Below are 15,455 nucleotides of genomic sequence, written 5' to 3' on the forward strand. Positions count from 1 at the left end.
GTCTCTTACTTATAACCTCCTGACTCAGAATTAGGAACAGGCTGTCTATACAGCCTGCCCTGTATTTATTTTGAAATAATAGGGTTGTTTTGATAATGACAAGGTAAACCTTATGGTGTCACTTGTTAATGGGGTGAAAGTTTTGAATGCGTTATTTTTACGTCTCGATGGTATCTCCGGTTTATTGGCGAAGACCTCCATGGCTATGGTGCTGATGCTGGTTACTTCTATCCTGTATGAAGTGGTATCACGCTATGCGTTTGGTGCGCCGACATTATGGTCATTTGATATATCCTATATGTTAAATGGCGCTTTATTTTTATTGGCGAGTGGTTATTCACTCAAGGTAGAGGCTCATGTAAGAATTGATTTTCTTTCTTCCAGGCTCTCTTTGCGACGTCAACAGTTAATCAATCTGTTTTTTTACTTCTTCCTGATAGGGCCATCATTTTTCTTGCTGAGTTATGTGGCAGGAGAGAAAGCCATCAGTGCATGGATAACGGGTGAAGTGGAAAGTGTCAGTCCCTGGTCGCCTCAGGTCTGGCCTTTCTATGGTGCTATCGCCATCGGTTTGATGGCGTTTACCCTGCAGGTCTATATAGACGGTATCAGATATTTACAGGGGGACAAGATCCCCGGAGAGTCGGTTACCAAGGATGAGATGAGTCATGGCTGAGTTAATTCCATTGTGGATGTTTATCATCCTGTTTGTATTCGTGTTTCTCGGTATTCCCGTGGCGCTGTCATTGATAGTCACCTCGGTAATTTTTGGTTTTTTCACCTTTGGCGATCTGCTGTTTAGTCAGCTTTATGGCGCCATATTGCATACCGCATCAAACTTCACGCTGTCGTCCATTCCGTTGTTTATTTTAATGGGCGCCATCCTGGAGAAAACGGGTCTTGCGCTCCGGCTGTTTCAGGCATTGCAACTGTGGTTTGGTCGTCTACCCGGCGGTCTGGCGCTGTCTACCATAGTGATGTGTGCCATCTTTGCCGCCGCTTCGGGAGTGGTAGGCGCGGTGGAAATCGTCGTGGGCATGATGGCCCTGCCCGCCATGGCCAAATATAAATACAACAAGGGACTGATGGCGGGTACCGTCTGTGCCGGCGGTTCTCTCGGTACCATCATACCGCCTTCCATTGTGGTGGTGGTTTATGCCTCTATGGCCCAGTTGTCGATTGGGCAGTTGTTTGCGGCCAGTCTGATCCCCGGTGTGATGATGGTTGCTTTCTTCATGATCTATATGGTTGTCGCCTGTTATTTCAAGAAAGACCTGGGGCCGGCGGTGATACTGGAACAGGAAGTGGCATTGTCAGAAAAACTGCTGATTACTGCCAAGGCCATCTTGCCTCCCCTGCTGTTGATCAGCTCGGTACTGGGTTCTCTGCTACTGGGTATCGCATCACCGACAGAGGCGGCTGCGGTAGGCGCTGCCGGTGCGGCACTCATTGCCCTAGTTTTTCGTGAGTTGTCCTGGCCCAGTTTTATCGGTGCCCTGAAAACCACGATACAGATTACCGCCATGATCATGATGATTGTGGTTGGCGGAACCATGTTCACCAGTATCTTCGCGGTTTCCGGCGGCGGCTGGATGATAGTCGATATGATTAACAGCCTGGATATCGGTGTCTATCAGCTTACCTTTATACTGATGGCGGTAATCTTTCTGGCCGGTTTCGTGCTGGACTGGATCTCAATTGTGCTGATTTTTGTACCTATCTTCACGCCACTTATAAAAATGGCCGGCATAGATCCTATCTGGTTCGCGGTGATGTTTATGGTGGTGATACAGACTTCCTATCTGACTCCACCAATGGCACCTTCGATTTTTTATCTGAAGTCCATAGCACCGAATGATATGACATACAGGCACATGTACCAGGGGGTGATGCCCTTCGTTATCCTGCAGTTACTGGTCTTGTTGTCGGTGGTGGTATTTCCGATGGCGGCAACCTACCTGCCCAGCTTGATAACTAATTAAAATAATGGCGCCAGCAAGGCGCCATTTTCATGAGGGGTATACCTATATGCTGGCGATTTCTTCTTCGGTCAGGTGTCGCCACTGACCGGGCTCCAGGTTGTCATCCAGCCGGATATCTCCGATCTGAAGCCGGTGCAGGCTTTCAACGTGGTTGCCGACGGCGGCAAACATGCGCTTAACCTGATGGTATTTGCCTTCCTGTATGGTCAGCAGGACCCGGGTCGGGGTGATGGTTTCAAGGGTGGCGGGAAGCGTGGCCTTGTCTTCGCCATGGAGCATCACACCTTCGGCAAAACGTTGGGAGACATCGCTCGCCAGCGGCTCGGACAGGTCGACCTGGTAGACCTTATTGCAGGCTTTTTTGGGGGAGCGCAGGCGATGCGACCATTGGCCGTCATCGGTGAGCAGCAACAGACCCGTGGTATCCACATCCAGTCGGCCGGCACACTGCAGACCGCGACACAGTTCGGGTGGCAGCAGCCGCAGTACACAGGGATAGTTTTCATCCTGAGTGGCGCTGATGTAGCCGGCGGGCTTGTGTAACAGCAGGTAGCGTGCGGACGGCGCGCTCAGCAGTCGACCTTCGAGACGTACTTCCTGGTCGTTGATTTGCAGGTCGCTCTTTTTGACGACTATGCCATCGACGGTGACGTCACCCCGATGCAGGGCTTTTTTGGCTACAGAACGGGTCAGGCCGGTGCTTTCACATAAAAAACGATCGAGGCGCATTAAATTTCCAGTGTTGTCAGCAATCCTGTTGCTGCTGTTGATGTAGTAGGGCGACGATATCATCGGCCGCAACCAGAATGTGACGTCGCAGCAGGTCGCAGGCGGCGGCGATATCGCCACGGCGGCACAGTTCCAGCAGTTCCCGGTGCTCTGCCTCGGCTTTGTGTACGCCGGCGGCATGCAGTAAGTGAATCCGGATATAACGGTCGGACTGGGTGTTCAGCTGGGTGATCAGTGCCATGGTTTCCGGTTTTTCAGCGGCCTCGTAGAGGGCCCGGTGAAAGGCGAAGTTATGATCGCTCCAGTGATCAATCTGGCTTGAGGTATCCAGCAGATGATCCAGTTCAATTAACAGGGTTTCTGCGTTATCCAGCTGCTCCTTGGTCAATCTGGGAATGGCCGCCGCCAGGATGTGACATTCCAGCAACACCCGCAGCTCAAACAGTTCCAGGATCTTGGGGGCCGACAGCTCGGTGGCGTAGGCGCCCTTATGGGCTTCGAATTCCACCAGCCCTTCCGCTTCCAGGGTGAGCAGCGCCTCGCGCACCGGTATACGGCTGACATTGAACTCCTTTGCCAAGGCATCCTGGCGCAGGGCCGAACCGCCTTTTATTTCACCGCGCAGGATCTTGGTCCTGACGGCGTCGGCGACAAATTGCGTTCTGGTTTTGTGCATATCATTCCTGGCAAAGGTGTTGTTGGTGGGGCGGTGATTATGCTAGTTCGTCGGGTGTTGTTGCAGTGATGGCTTCATCATCGCCCTGCAGCAGCCATTCTCCGAGGATTTCCTTGACCTTGTCCAGCCCAGTACCTTTGAGTGAACTGAAGGCTTCAACCTGGATATCGCCACCGAATACGGTGACCGCTTCGCGTACCTTGAGGACCTCGGCCTTGCGGGCGCCGGACTTGAGCTTGTCACATTTGGTCAGCAGCGCCAGCACCGGCAGCTTGCTTTCGCAGGCCCACTGCAGCAACTGCTGATCGATGTCCTTGAGCGGATGACGAATGTCCATCAGCACCACCAGACCCTTGAGGCTGTCGCGTTTCTGCAGGTATTCCGACAGGGCCTCCTGCCACTTCAGCTTCATTTCTTCCGGCACCTTGGCATAGCCATAGCCGGGCAGGTCGATAAGCCGCTTGCCTTCACTCAATTCAAAGACGTTGATGAGCTGGGTTCGACCAGGGGTTTTACTGGTTCTTGCTAGACTTTTCTGCTGTGTTATTGTGTTCAAAGCAGATGATTTGCCAGCATTTGACCTTCCTGCAAACGCAATCTCTATTCCGGTGTCTTCCGGCATATGTTTGATATTGGGCGCGCTGGTGATAAAGCGGGCGACTTGAAAATTTATCTGCTTGCTATTCAATGTTAAATCCCCGTGGTTCTGAACCAGCCTTGCTTACTTTCTCGCAAATTTGTGTAAAATGGTGCCGTTTTCTAAGTCGCATTGTAACATGCCCCATCAGGTATGTGATCTGGAAGCTATTACAACGAGAAGTCGGAACATCATGAAAAAAATTGTCTTCACGCTAGCCTTAATGCTCGGAGTCGTCGGTGTAGCACAGGCTCAGGGCGATGCCGAAGCCGGCAAAGCCAAGGCCGCTACCTGCGTCGCCTGTCATGGTGCTGATGGTAACAGCCCTACCGACATGTATCCCAAGCTGGCTGGCCAGCATGCCAGCTATCTGGAAAAACAGTTAGTCGAATTTAAGTCCGCCGCCAGCGGTGGTGCTGGTCGTAGTAATGCCATCATGGCCGGTATGGTGATGCCCCTGTCCGAACAGGACATGGCTGATCTGGCTGCCTATTTTGCCAGCGAATCCGTCACGCCAGTTGCCGTATCGGAAGACGTGATCGAACAGGGGGCCGCCTTGTATCAGGGAGGTGACATAGAGCGCGGCATTACCGCCTGTATCGCTTGCCATGGTCCCCGTGGCGAAGGCTTGGAATCAGCCAAGTTCCCGCGTATTTCCGGTCAGCATCCGGCCTATGTGGCTGCTCAGCTGAAGGCATTCCGTGCCGGTGAGCGGGATAATGACCCCAACGGCATGATGCGCGATATCGCCAAAAAACTGACCGATCAGGATATCGAAATCCTGTCTCAGTATGTAGTTGGTTTACGCTAACACCGAAGGGGGCATATGCCCCCTTGTTTCCTGGTTTGCCCATGCAATGTCAGTCTAGCTACTTGTTGTGTCCCCTCTGCGATCATTCCGGAACTTCCCCTTTCTGGCAGGACAAAACCCGAGATTATTACCGTTGCGACCGCTGCCGGCTGATTTTTGTCGATCCCGCTCAACGGCTGGATGCGAATGCGGAAAAAGCCGTTTACGATATCCATCAGAATGATCCCGGCGATCCCGGCTATCGGCGTTTTCTGGCACGCCTGGCCGAGCCGTTGACGGCCCGGCTGGCGGCAGGCAGCCGGGGCCTGGATTTTGGCTGTGGCCCGGGTCCGGCACTGGCCCAGATGATGGGGGAGGTTGGTTTCTCCACCCGGACCTATGATCCCTATTATGCACCTTATTCCGAGCACCTGGAGCAGACCTATGATTTTGTCACCTGCACCGAGGCGATCGAGCATTTTTATCAACCGGGCAAAGAATGGCAGCGCCTGCTGGGCTTGCTCAAGCCCGGTGGCTGGCTTGGACTGATGACCAAGCTGGCCTTGGGCAAAGATGCCTTTGCCAACTGGCACTACAAACAGGACCCCACCCACGTCAGTTTTTTCAGCCGGGAAACCTTCCACTGGCTGGCGGCGCGGGATGGGCTGAGCATCGTCATCATTGGTGCCGATGTGATATTACTGCAAAAACCGGAGTCCGTATGACACGTATCAAGAAGACCCGTACCCCGGGTCAAATCGGTTCCCGCAAGGAAAGTCGCGAAAGTGCCGATCAAAGCAGGGAGCGCAAGCGCAAGGCCAAACGCAAGGGCCTGGCCCCCGGTTCCCGTCATAATACGGAATCGGGTTCTGGCCAGGGCGGCGGTGCCAAGGCTGCCCAGGATCCCCGTCTGGGCTCCAAAAAACCGATTGCCCTGATCAAGGGTGAACAGCCAGCAGCGGTAGCCCAGCAAGCCAGGCCCAAGGCCGAGAAAGTAACGGTGCCGGCGCTCGAGCTGACCCCCGAGCAGGAACTGGAGCAGCTGGAAAACAACGAGCGACTCAACGCGCTGCTGGATCGAGTAGAGGCCGGCGACAAGCTGAACAAGGACGACACCCTCTGGCTGGACAAGACCCTGGCCCGCCATCAGCAGCTGTTGGAGCAACTGGGCCTGCTGGACGAAGACGACACGGAAGCCGGGGATGAGCCCGATGATCTGTGGAACCGTTTTATGGACGCAGAGTTTGATCCTGCTCAATACCAGGAGAAAAAAGACAAGTCATGATCTCCCCCTGGCTAATCGCCGCCCTCATGGGCGGCGTTATTATCGTAGGCCTGGCCGGCTATGCCGGCGTCCTGTTGGCCCGGCTAAAACAACAACAGCAGCGTCGCGAACAGGCGATTGCCCGGCGCAACGCCCGTATTCTCGACAGCATACGGGTGATTGCCGCTGCGGTGCGGGATGAGCAGTGCAATCCGTCCGAGGGGGCGATACGCCTGACCAACCTGCTCGATACCCTGCAGTTTCGTCAGCCGAGAGACTTTACCAGCGAGTATCCCGGCCTCTATGGTCTGTACGACAAGGTAAAGCATATGCCGACCCACGAGGCCCGCAAGCAATACAAGCGCAATGAAATCATGCGTATGGACCTGGACCGGGCCGGTTTTGAACATGAATTGGAAGGGCAGATAAAGACAGAGGTAGCACTGCTGGCGACCCTGGAGCTGTCCGACCGATAAGCTATCGGAGACGGACATGTCGCTACAGATTGAATGGGACCAGGGGTTAATCGAAAAATACAACTACTCGGGTCCCAGATACACCTCCTACCCGACGGCGCTTGAATTCAACGAATCCTTTGGCATGGCGGAATTCGGTGCTGCCGTCGGTCGCTACCCGGATCGGCCACTATCCCTCTATGTGCATATCCCGTTCTGCCACAAGCTCTGTTATTACTGCGGCTGCAATAAGGTCATCACCCGTCACCAGGGCAAGGCCGACACCTATCTGGATTTTCTCGAACGGGAAATAGAAACCCTGGCGCCCCGCTTTGCCGGCCGCACCGTGACTCAGTTGCACTGGGGCGGCGGTACGCCCACCTTCCTTAGCGAGCCACAGATCCGCCGCCTGACTGGCCTGCTGCGCAGCCACTTCCACTTTGCCGAACAGGGCGAGTTCAGTATCGAGATCGACCCGCGGGAAATCGAACTGGATGTGCTGGCGCTGCTCAGGCGGGAAGGCTTCAACCGCATCAGCCTGGGGGTACAGGACTTCAACAAGGAGGTGCAGCAGGTCGTCAATCGGGAGCAGGATAACGACTTTATCAAGGCGCTGGTGCTGCGCGCCCGGGAGCTGGGTTTTGTATCCACCAACCTGGATCTGATCTACGGCCTACCGCTGCAGACGCCGGAAAGCTTTCACCATACCCTGGAGCAGATAGTGGCCCTGTCACCGGACAGGCTATCGGTGTTCAACTATGCCCATTTGCCCGGTCGCTTCCCGGCCCAGCGCAAGCTGAATGAGGCGGACATACCCAAGCCGGCCCGGAAGCTGGCCATGTTGCAGGATACCATCGGCTACCTGACCGCCGAGGGGTACCAGTTTATCGGCATGGATCATTTCGCCAAGCCGGACGACAGCCTGGCGGTGGCCCAGCGCCAGGGCCAGCTGCACCGTAATTTCCAAGGCTATACCACCCAGGGTGACTGTGATCTGCTGGGGCTGGGGGTGTCGGCGATCAGCATGATCGGCGATGCCTATTCCCAGAACCATAAAGATCTCAAGCGTTACTACGGGCAACTGGACAAACTGGGCCATGCCCAGTGGCAGGGTTATGCCCTGAACCAGGATGACTGCCTGCGCCGGGATCTGATCAAGACCCTGATCTGTAACTTCGAACTGGATTTTGCCCCGCTGGAGCAGGCTTACAACATCAACTTTGCCGACTACTTCGCCGAAGATATCCGCCTGATGCAGACCTTTGTCGACGACGGCCTGGTGGAGCTTTCCGCCGATCGCCTCTCGGTCCCGCCCAGGGGACGGCTGTTGATCCGCAATATCTGCATGTGCTTCGACGTACATCTGCGTCGCCCGGCCCGGTTGCAGCAGTTCTCAAGGGTGATTTAATACCTCACTAAAAACGCGTAGAGGGGCATGGGCCCTATGCCTGCCCCTGGCTTCCAGAGGAGGCACGGACGATCAGCTGTGGGCGGGGGCCTCTAACGATGGTGCGCTTTCCTTTACCGTTGATGTGTTCCAGCAGCAGTGCGATGGCCTGGGCGGAGATATCTTCCAGGTGCAAATTCACGGCCGTCAGCGGCGGCTGGCATTGCTGTGCCCGTAGGCCATCGTAGCGGGTGACCACCCTGACGTCTTCCGGTATCCGCCGGCCGGCCTGCCGCAGGGCCCTGACGGCACCGACGGCAAAGGCATCCACCGGGGCGCAGATGGCGTCCAGATCTGGATGGCTGGCCATCAGTTGGCGGCAGGCCTCGGCTCCCGCGGCTTCGCCCCCGGCTTCGTCGGCCTTGGCAATCAGGCAAGGCATGCCCCGGGCAGAGGTGAACTCCCGGTAGGCCTGTTCTACGTCCACATAGGAGTGGCGGCGTTGCTCGCCGATCAGCAGGGCTATCTGCCTGGCCCCCTGTTCCGCCAGATGATCAAGCAACAGCAGCCCGGTTTCCCCGGCCTGCAGATCGATATAGGGCAGGGTGGTGTCTGCCTCCGGCTGACGGCCGATGGACACTATACCGATACCGCGACGTTGCAGTTGGGCTATCTGTGTATCCTGAGCCGACGGCTCTATGATAATGGCGCCGTCTATATCCAGCTCGTCCAGTAGCCTCCTGGCTTCCTCCAGGGGCGGTACCAGCACCAGCGCCAGCCCCTGTTTCAGGGCCGCTTCCGCCGCCGTAGCGGCAATCTCCATCATAAAACCCAGGCGGGAGGCGCCGCCGGCCACGGCAAAAGGCATGGAGGAGAGCAGAGCGATGGAATTGGTGCGGCCGGTGCGCAGCCGCTGGGCCCGTAAATTGGGCCTGTATCCAAGCAGCTTGGCGACCTCCTTGACCCTGGCCCGGGTCTGGGGATCTACCTGTCCCCGGTCGTTGAGGGCATGGGATACCGTGGTACGGGACACGCCCGCCGCTTCGGCGACATCGGCAATGGTAAGGCGACGTAAACCGTTGTGCTTGGCTGAACTCATAACTTCCCTGGGCGCTGATAGCAGAACCAGTCGAGTATACAGGAGCCCAGGCCCTCAGCCAAATCGATTTAGGTTGGCATGTAAGCCCGATTAAATTCGGGCTGTTTTCCGATTGACAAGCTGACAAACCCAGATTACGGTTTAACCAAATCGATTTGGGTTTGCAATATATAACTCCGAAATCGATTTTATCTGGACCTTTTCCTTGGGTTGGGCGATCCGTATAGCCAAGATTACCTGCGGATCGTTTTCGCCCACTACCCAAATCGATTTGGGTTTGGTTCATGATGATAAGGACCCGGTATTTACCGCCACTTAGCAAGGTATTGCTTTAAGGAGATTATCATGTTGAAAGAACACAAGGACGTCACCGCCCCGGTAGACGAAAAGCTGCCGCTGAAGACGCTGCTGGCGTTTGGACTGCAGCATGTACTGGTGATGGCGGCTTCCCCCATCGCCTCCGTATTCCTGATGGCCACGGCCCTGAACTTCCCTTCCGAACTCACCATTAACCTGCTGAGCGCCACCTTCATCATCTGCGGCATAGGTACCCTGCTGCAGTCGGTCGGCTTCAAGGGATTCGGCGCCCGCCTGCCCTTTATCATGCTGCCGGGCGGCGCACCCGTCATCCTCTTTATCCTGATCGCTCAACAGACCGATGTAGCCACCGCTTCGGGGGCTGTGATACTGACGGCGCTCTTCTATTTCTTGGTATTGCCCGTCTTCAAGAAGTTCCTGCGCTTTTTTCCCTCTGTGGTGGTGGGCACCATGCTGTTGCTGGTGGCCGTCAACCTGGTGAAGATCTCCGGTTTCCTCATCGTGGGCAAGGCCGGCTCGGCGGATTATGCCAACCCTACGCATCTCTTGCTGGCTTTCGCCACCATCGCGTTTACCGTGCTGTTCGCCCGCCTGCTCAAAGGCATGTGGAGCCAGCTGGCCATCCTTCTCGGCCTACTGGGGGGGACTCTGGTGGCAATGGTTCTGGGCGCTTTTCATTTCGAGCACCTGTCGCTGTTCCCCCTGTTCAGCCTGCCGTCGCTGATGCCCTTCGGGATGCCCAAATTTGACCTCTTCGCGGCCCTGCCGCTAATGATCTTCTGCGTCATCTCCATGGTGGAGGCCACGGGCCAGACTATCGCCATCGGTGAGGTGGTGGACAAGAAACTCGATACCGAAAACGACGTCGCCAAGACCATCAGGGGGGATGCCGCCGTTTCCCTGTTGGGGGGGCTGTTCGGAACCTCGCTGATCATCACCAGTGGCGAGAACATCGGTGTGGTGCGGGCCACCGGTATCCGCTCCCGCTATGTCACCCTGATGTCCGGCCTGATGTTGATAGCCTTTGCCCTGCTCGCGCCCCTGGCCCGGGTGATTCATGGCGTGCCCGAGGCCGTGGTTGGCGGCACCGGCTTGGTGGTGTTCGCCATCGTCGGCACCATGGGCATCGACATGCTGCGGCGTGTCGATCTGCGTCATCACGCCAACATGTATGTGGTGGCCGTGGCTCTGGCGGTGGGACTCTTCCCGATACTGGTGCCGGGGGTGTACAGCCAGTTCCCCGCCGGGCTGGCTTCCTTCTTGGGTAACGGCGTGGCCATGGGGGCCATCACCGCCGCCCTGATGAACGCCCTCTTTCATTGCCTGGGCAAGAAAGCGGCCCAGGCTCCGGTGACCGAGGAAAAGCCTGAGTTACAGAGCCAATAACCCATGAGTGGGGCAATTACGTTCTGCCCCCAGTTTGACACAAGGATCAATATGAACAGTCAACTCAGTCCCCAACAGTTCGACAATCAGGCTCAGCTCCTGGCTCCCGACTGGTTACTGCTGCCGGAAGGACCGGCACGGGAGCAGGCCATTCTGGTGGACGGCGATAAATTTGCCGCCGTCGGCCCCCTGACCCAGCTGCAGGACAAGTACCCCGGCCTGCCATTGACCCGGCTCCCCGGCAAGTTGCTGATGCCCGGTTTTGTCGATACTCATCATCACCTGACCCAGGCCTTCGGCAAGGCCCTGGTATTCGGGGAGCCTTCGGAAATCTTTCGTCGGGTCTGGGTGCCGATGGAAGCCACTCTGAACCCGGATAGCCTCTACCTTACCGCCAAGCTGGCAGCCCTGGAGGCCCTACGTGGCGGTTTTACCACCGTCTGCGATGCGGGTACCCGGGCAAGCCAAGGTCTGGACGCCATCGCCCGGGCGACCATTGAGGCGGGCATCCGCTGCGTGTTGGGCCAAGTATGTAACGATAAACGGGGTCCGGAGCAGCTGGACAGGGCGCGGCTGATGGGCCAGGCCGAGCGGCACATAGCCGCCTGGGAAGGGCATGAACTGGTGGTGCCTTCCCTGGCGATTCCCATTCCGGAGATCGCCACGGATCCCATGCTGCATGCAGTTTCCTCGCTTTGTGCCGAGGCCGGCATTGTGTTCCAGACCCATGTCAACGAGCATCTGGTTGCGGTTGAGCGCTCCCTGGAACAGCGTGGCCTGAGACCGGTGGAGCACCTCTACCGGGTGGGCGCCCTCGGCCCCCAGGCCCTGCTGGCCCACGCCACCTTGCTCACACCCACTGAGCTTAAGATGGTCAAGGACACAGACGCCGCTGTCAGTTACAACCCGGTGGCCAGCGCCTGGAAGGGCAACGCCGTGGCCCAGGCTCAGCTGATGGACACCCTGGGTATTCGTCTCGGTCTAGGTACGGACGGCACCCGCAGTGACGGCTTCCGGCTGCTGGATTACGCTGAGGCGGCCCAGCGTTTCGCCTTCGGGCTGGCGGTGGGGGATTCTTCCTGCGGTGGCGGTTGGCCTTGGCTGGAGCAGGCGACCCAAGGCGGGGCCGGTGTGTTGGGTCTGGCTACGGGGGTGATAGCCGAGGGCAATGCTGCCGATTTCCTGCTGGTGGAGTTGGAAGTGCCTGAGATGCTGCCCTCCTGGGATCTGTCCTGGGAATTGGTACGTCTGGCTAACCGGGATCAGATCCAGGGCGTTTTTGTCGCCGGACGGCTGAGGCTATGGCAAGGCTGGCCCCTGGACTGGGATGCCAGGGCACTGATGCGGGAAGTCAGTGTGCTGGCCAAGGCGGCCGTGGATCAGGCCCCAATCCAGAAGATCCACGCCTTCTCTTCCCAGCACCGGAGCGAGCTCTGGGAGCTGCCGACCCCGCCTTGCTGCACGATGACGGAAAGTACGCATGAATCCTGACACCTTTATCTGGGTCGCTTTGGCGGTAGCGGGGGGCGCTTTTATCCAGGGTACTACCGGCATGGGCTTTGCCTTGGTAGTGGCGCCCGTGCTGGGACTGCTGGCGCCATCGTTGCTGCCGATTAGTCTGCTGTTGTTGATGCTGCCGCTCAACGCACTGGTCGCCTGGCGGGAGCGGCACGCCATCGATATGTTGGGCACTAAATGGATATCTCTCGGCCGGGTATTGGGGACTTTTGGCGGGCTCTGGGTGCTGGTTGTATTGCCCCTGAGTCAGCTCAATATCCTGATCGGTGTTTCCACCATTGCCGCCTCCCTGGTCAGCTGGTTGGCACCGGCCTTCTCTCCGGGCCGCAAGGCCTTTGTTTCCACCGGCGTGATCACAGGCATTACCGAGACCGCTACCGGTATCGGCGGGCCGCCCTTGGCCCTGGTCTATCAGCATATGCCGGTGGCGACCCTGCGTGCCTCTGTGGCTCTGTGCTTTCTTATTGGTGAACTGGTGTCATTGCTGGTGTTGGCGGCCAGCGGTCACCTGCACGGTGAGCTTCTATTACCGGTGTGCTGGATGCTGCCGGCCTTGGCGGCTGGCCTGATCCTGAGCCAGCTGGTACACAAGACGGTCAACGCCCGTTTCCTGCGTCAGTTTGTGCTGGTGTTTGCCTTGGGTTCGGGCATCTTGGTGTTGCTGCAATAACCTGGATAGGCTGATCGTACCCAGTCGGGCACGATCAGCCTATCCAGAGTCAGAGCTAAAAGGTGTCCTGCTGCTATTGCCGTTCGGCGCTGGCCGTCAGCAGCGTGGCTTTTTCCTCGGCGCTGATAAAGGCCATGGCCAGGGCGTTTTCCTGGCACTGGCGGGTCTGGGCGGCGGTCAGCCCGGCCTTGACGGCAGCAACCTGGTACTCATGGCGCAGCTCTATACCTTCCACCGCCGGATCGTCGGTATTCAGGCAGACCGCAATACCGTGTTCCAGAAAACGGTGAATGGGGTGGGAGCCCAGCTCGGTCACCGTGCTGGTCTGCAGGTTGGAGGTCAGGCAGGATTCGATGCCGATGCGCTGCTCGGCCAAGTGGCTCAGCAGGGCGGGATCCTGCACGGCGTTGACCCCGTGGCCGATACGTTCGGCGCCCAGCTCTCTAATTGCCTGCCAGATGCTGGCGGCGCCGGCGGCTTCGCCCGCATGGACTGTGATACGCAAGCCCGCATCGCGTACCCGTTTGAAGTGCTCGTTAAACAGTTCACCGGGAAAGCCCAGCTCGTCGCCGGCCAGGTCCATCGCCACCAGCTTGTCTTTGTGGGCCAGGCAGGCAGCCAGCTCCCGCTCGCAGGCATCCTGACCGAAGGTGCGGCTCATGATGCCGATCAGCTTGACCGGTATGCCGAAATCCCGACTGCCGGCGGCCACGCCGTCGATCACTGCCTCCACCACTCCCTGGGGATCAAGGCCGTGAGTCATGGCCATATAGGCCGGGCTGAATCTGAGCTCGGCATAATCGATGCCGGCGGCCTGCAGGTCTTCGACATTTTCAAAGGCGACCCGGCGGCAAGCGTCGTAGTCGCCCAGCACCTTGACACCCCAGTCCAGCTTGCTGAGGAAAGACACCAGATCCGGGGCATTGTCCATGACCTGTACGTGCGGCCTGAGCCCTGCCAGATCGGTGGCCGGCAGCATCATGTCAAAGGTGCGGCCCAGCTCCAGTATGGTGGAAGCCCTGATGTTACCGTCCAGGTGGCGATGCAGATCGAGCAGGGGCAGGCTTGGGTCTATCATGGTTTTTCCCTTTATCATTGCGGTCTGCGCTATATGTTAGTCTTCGACCAGGCTGTCGTCACCATGCAATTCCTTTAACTTGCGGGTCAGGGTATTACGCCCCCAGCCCAATAGACGGGCGGCTTCCTGCTTGTGACCCTGGCTGTGTGACAGGGCGCAATCCAGCAGGATACGTTCAAATTCCGGCTGCAGCTCCGACAGCAACTCCTGCTGTCCCCTGGCCAGTGCCTGCTCGGTCCAGTCTTTCAGGGCCTGGCGCCAGTCATGGTCGCCCCCTTCCCGGTCTTTTTCCCGCTCCTTCTGCATCAGTTCGGGGGGCAGGTCGGCGATCAGCACCTCCTGGCCCGATGCCATTACCGTCAGCCAGCGGCAGACATTTTCCAGCTGACGCACATTGCCCGGCCAGGACAGGGTCTGCAGATAGGCCTGGGTATCCGGATGCAGACTCTTGGCCTCTACCGACAGCTCCTTGGCCGCCCGGGCCAGGAAATGCCGTGCCAGCTTGGGGATATCTTCCCGCCTGTCCTTCAACGCCGGCATATGTACCCGGATCACGTTCAGGCGGTGGAACAGATCTTCCCGGAAATCCCCTTCCTCCACCTTCTGTTCCAGGTCCTGGTGGGTAGCGGCGATGATGCGCACATCCACCTTGATCGGCTGGTGGCCGCCGACCCGGTAAAACTGGCCGTCTGCCAGCACCCGCAGCAGCCGGGTCTGGATATCGAGGGGCATATCGCCAATTTCATCGAGGAACAGGGTGCCGCCGTCGGCCTGCTCGAAGCGGCCCTGGCGCACGCTGTTGGCGCCGGTAAAGGCGCCTTTTTCATGGCCGAACAGCTCAGACTCGATCAAGTCTTTTGGAATGGCCGCCATATTGAGGGCGATAAACGGATTGCGCGCTCGCGGGCTGTGTTTGTGCAGGGCGTGGGCAACCAGCTCCTTGCCGGTCCCGCTCTGGCCGTTGATCAGCACCGAAATGGAGGAACGTGCCAGCCGACCAATAGCCCGGAACACCTCCTGCATGGCCTGGGCCTCGCCGATGATCTCCGGGGCATTGACGGCCTCCGGTTCGCTGGCCCTGCCCTTGGACTTGCTTTCCTTGAGATGGGCCACGGCCCGCTGCACCAGGGCAACCGCCTCATCGATATCGAAGGGCTTGGGCAGATACTCGAAGGCGCCTTGTTGATAGGCGCTGACCGCGCTATCCAGATCCGAGTGGGCAGTCATGATGATGATCGGCAGCTGGGGGGCCTGGTCGTGGATGGCGTTGAGCAGCGCCAGGCCATCCATGCCACCCATGCGGATATCGGAGATCACCACGCTGGGCTTGCCCTGGGGCAGAGCCGTCAGCACGCTCTCGCCATCTTCAAAACTGCGGCAGCGGAAGCCGGCCTGTCCCAAGGCCCGCTCCAGTACCCAACGGATTGAGCTGTCGTCGTCCACTATCCATACCAGTTCAGCCATAA

General features: G+C 58.0%; 16 protein-coding genes. 10 read left to right on the top strand and 6 right to left on the bottom strand.

Features of this window, described 5'->3' with window-relative positions:
• Positions 1-112 precede the first annotated feature (112 nt).
• On the top strand, positions 113-676 hold the full coding sequence (locus tag DCS96_RS12140) for a TRAP transporter small permease subunit (protein WP_232818267.1): 564 nt from the start codon (positions 113-115) through the stop codon (positions 674-676).
• Positions 669-1,982: a TRAP transporter large permease gene (locus tag DCS96_RS12145; RefSeq protein WP_232818268.1), complete on the top strand. Its 1,314-nt coding sequence runs from the start codon at positions 669-671 to the stop codon at positions 1,980-1,982. Before DCS96_RS12140 ends, DCS96_RS12145 begins: the two co-directional genes overlap by 8 nt.
• 42 nt (positions 1,983-2,024) lie before the next feature.
• Here the strand turns inward: DCS96_RS12145 and rsuA are convergent, their stop codons facing one another.
• From rsuA to yihA, 3 genes are read right to left on the bottom strand one after another with little or no spacing between them, the layout of a single operon-like run.
• Positions 2,025-2,711 carry a 16S rRNA pseudouridine(516) synthase RsuA gene (gene rsuA, locus DCS96_RS12150; protein WP_116474677.1) on the bottom strand — a complete coding sequence of 229 codons (687 nt, stop codon included), beginning with the start codon at positions 2,709-2,711 and terminating at the stop codon, positions 2,025-2,027.
• 16 nt (positions 2,712-2,727) lie between these two features.
• Positions 2,728-3,387: a GntR family transcriptional regulator gene (locus DCS96_RS12155; RefSeq protein WP_116474678.1), complete on the bottom strand. Its 660-nt coding sequence runs from the start codon at positions 3,385-3,387 to the stop codon at positions 2,728-2,730.
• 37 nt (positions 3,388-3,424) lie between these two features.
• Entirely contained in the window at positions 3,425-4,075 is a 651-nt protein-coding gene (yihA, locus tag DCS96_RS12160; protein WP_198650059.1) for a ribosome biogenesis GTP-binding protein YihA/YsxC, read from the bottom strand.
• Positions 4,076-4,217: 142 nt separating this feature from the next.
• On the opposite strand from yihA, the gene DCS96_RS12165 reads away from it, so the two are divergent.
• Genes DCS96_RS12165 through hemN form a run of 5 tightly spaced genes read left to right on the top strand, consistent with a single transcriptional unit; the run spans position 4,218 to position 7,941 of the window.
• Positions 4,218-4,835 (top strand): c-type cytochrome, encoded by a 618-nt coding sequence (locus DCS96_RS12165; protein ID WP_116474679.1) that lies wholly within the window; start codon positions 4,218-4,220, stop codon positions 4,833-4,835.
• Between the two features lie 41 nt (positions 4,836-4,876).
• Positions 4,877-5,539 carry a class I SAM-dependent methyltransferase gene (locus DCS96_RS12170; RefSeq protein ID WP_116474680.1) on the top strand — a complete coding sequence of 221 codons (663 nt, stop codon included), beginning with the start codon at positions 4,877-4,879 and terminating at the stop codon, positions 5,537-5,539.
• Complete coding sequence (gene yihI / locus DCS96_RS12175; RefSeq protein WP_116474681.1) at positions 5,536-6,099, top strand: Der GTPase-activating protein YihI; 564 nt, start codon at positions 5,536-5,538, stop codon at positions 6,097-6,099. Before DCS96_RS12170 ends, yihI begins: the two co-directional genes overlap by 4 nt.
• Positions 6,096-6,554 (top strand): DUF2489 domain-containing protein, encoded by a 459-nt coding sequence (locus DCS96_RS12180; RefSeq protein ID WP_116474682.1) that lies wholly within the window; start codon positions 6,096-6,098, stop codon positions 6,552-6,554. Before yihI ends, DCS96_RS12180 begins: the two co-directional genes overlap by 4 nt.
• A gap of 16 nt (positions 6,555-6,570) precedes the next feature.
• Complete coding sequence (gene hemN / locus DCS96_RS12185; RefSeq protein WP_116474683.1) at positions 6,571-7,941, top strand: oxygen-independent coproporphyrinogen III oxidase; 1,371 nt, start codon at positions 6,571-6,573, stop codon at positions 7,939-7,941.
• A gap of 34 nt (positions 7,942-7,975) precedes the next feature.
• Here the strand turns inward: hemN and DCS96_RS12190 are convergent, their stop codons facing one another.
• A complete protein-coding gene (locus tag DCS96_RS12190; protein WP_116474684.1) occupies positions 7,976-9,019 on the bottom strand; it encodes a LacI family DNA-binding transcriptional regulator in 1,044 nt (347 codons plus the stop codon).
• Positions 9,020-9,364: 345 nt separating this feature from the next.
• Here DCS96_RS12190 and DCS96_RS12195 point away from each other — a divergent pair, with 345 nt between their 5' ends.
• The 3 genes from DCS96_RS12195 to DCS96_RS12205 are packed head-to-tail and all read left to right on the top strand — an operon-like array spanning position 9,365 to position 12,911.
• Positions 9,365-10,723: a uracil-xanthine permease family protein gene (locus DCS96_RS12195; protein WP_116474685.1), complete on the top strand. Its 1,359-nt coding sequence runs from the start codon at positions 9,365-9,367 to the stop codon at positions 10,721-10,723.
• Between the two features lie 51 nt (positions 10,724-10,774).
• Positions 10,775-12,214 (top strand): amidohydrolase family protein, encoded by a 1,440-nt coding sequence (locus tag DCS96_RS12200; protein ID WP_116474686.1) that lies wholly within the window; start codon positions 10,775-10,777, stop codon positions 12,212-12,214.
• A complete protein-coding gene (locus DCS96_RS12205) occupies positions 12,204-12,911 on the top strand; it encodes a sulfite exporter TauE/SafE family protein (RefSeq protein ID WP_116474687.1) in 708 nt (235 codons plus the stop codon). The genes DCS96_RS12200 and DCS96_RS12205 overlap by 11 nt, the downstream gene beginning before the upstream one ends.
• A gap of 73 nt (positions 12,912-12,984) precedes the next feature.
• Here the strand turns inward: DCS96_RS12205 and add are convergent, their stop codons facing one another.
• Both add and glnG read right to left on the bottom strand, forming a co-directional pair.
• Complete coding sequence (add, locus tag DCS96_RS12210; protein WP_116474688.1) at positions 12,985-13,989, bottom strand: adenosine deaminase; 1,005 nt, start codon at positions 13,987-13,989, stop codon at positions 12,985-12,987.
• Between the two features lie 36 nt (positions 13,990-14,025).
• Positions 14,026-15,453, bottom strand: coding sequence for a nitrogen regulation protein NR(I) (glnG, locus tag DCS96_RS12215; protein WP_116474689.1), 1,428 nt, complete (start codon positions 15,451-15,453; stop codon positions 14,026-14,028).
• Between the last annotated feature and the right edge of the window lie 2 nt (positions 15,454-15,455).

Source organism: Zobellella maritima, from assembly GCF_003075035.1.
Classification (GTDB): Bacteria; Pseudomonadota; Gammaproteobacteria; order Enterobacterales; family Aeromonadaceae; genus Oceanimonas; species Oceanimonas maritima.

What these genes read in the sequence shown, in the direction of transcription:
- DCS96_RS12140 (WP_232818267.1), top strand. Translation starts at nt 113, where the DNA reads ATGGTGTCACTTGTTAATGGGGTGAAAGTTTTGAATGCGTTATTTTTA.
- DCS96_RS12145 (WP_232818268.1), top strand. Translation starts at nt 669, where the DNA reads ATGGCTGAGTTAATTCCATTGTGGATGTTTATCATCCTGTTTGTATTC.
- rsuA (WP_116474677.1), bottom strand. Translation starts at nt 2,711, where the DNA reads ATGCGCCTCGATCGTTTTTTATGTGAAAGCACCGGCCTGACCCGTTCT.
- DCS96_RS12155 (WP_116474678.1), bottom strand. Translation starts at nt 3,387, where the DNA reads ATGCACAAAACCAGAACGCAATTTGTCGCCGACGCCGTCAGGACCAAG.
- DCS96_RS12165 (WP_116474679.1), top strand. Translation starts at nt 4,218, where the DNA reads ATGAAAAAAATTGTCTTCACGCTAGCCTTAATGCTCGGAGTCGTCGGT.
- DCS96_RS12170 (WP_116474680.1), top strand. Translation starts at nt 4,877, where the DNA reads ATGCAATGTCAGTCTAGCTACTTGTTGTGTCCCCTCTGCGATCATTCC.
- yihI (WP_116474681.1), top strand. Translation starts at nt 5,536, where the DNA reads ATGACACGTATCAAGAAGACCCGTACCCCGGGTCAAATCGGTTCCCGC.
- DCS96_RS12180 (WP_116474682.1), top strand. Translation starts at nt 6,096, where the DNA reads ATGATCTCCCCCTGGCTAATCGCCGCCCTCATGGGCGGCGTTATTATC.
- hemN (WP_116474683.1), top strand. Translation starts at nt 6,571, where the DNA reads ATGTCGCTACAGATTGAATGGGACCAGGGGTTAATCGAAAAATACAAC.
- DCS96_RS12190 (WP_116474684.1), bottom strand. Translation starts at nt 9,019, where the DNA reads ATGAGTTCAGCCAAGCACAACGGTTTACGTCGCCTTACCATTGCCGAT.
- DCS96_RS12195 (WP_116474685.1), top strand. Translation starts at nt 9,365, where the DNA reads ATGTTGAAAGAACACAAGGACGTCACCGCCCCGGTAGACGAAAAGCTG.
- DCS96_RS12200 (WP_116474686.1), top strand. Translation starts at nt 10,775, where the DNA reads ATGAACAGTCAACTCAGTCCCCAACAGTTCGACAATCAGGCTCAGCTC.
- DCS96_RS12205 (WP_116474687.1), top strand. Translation starts at nt 12,204, where the DNA reads ATGAATCCTGACACCTTTATCTGGGTCGCTTTGGCGGTAGCGGGGGGC.
- add (WP_116474688.1), bottom strand. Translation starts at nt 13,989, where the DNA reads ATGATAGACCCAAGCCTGCCCCTGCTCGATCTGCATCGCCACCTGGAC.
- glnG (WP_116474689.1), bottom strand. Translation starts at nt 15,453, where the DNA reads ATGGCTGAACTGGTATGGATAGTGGACGACGACAGCTCAATCCGTTGG.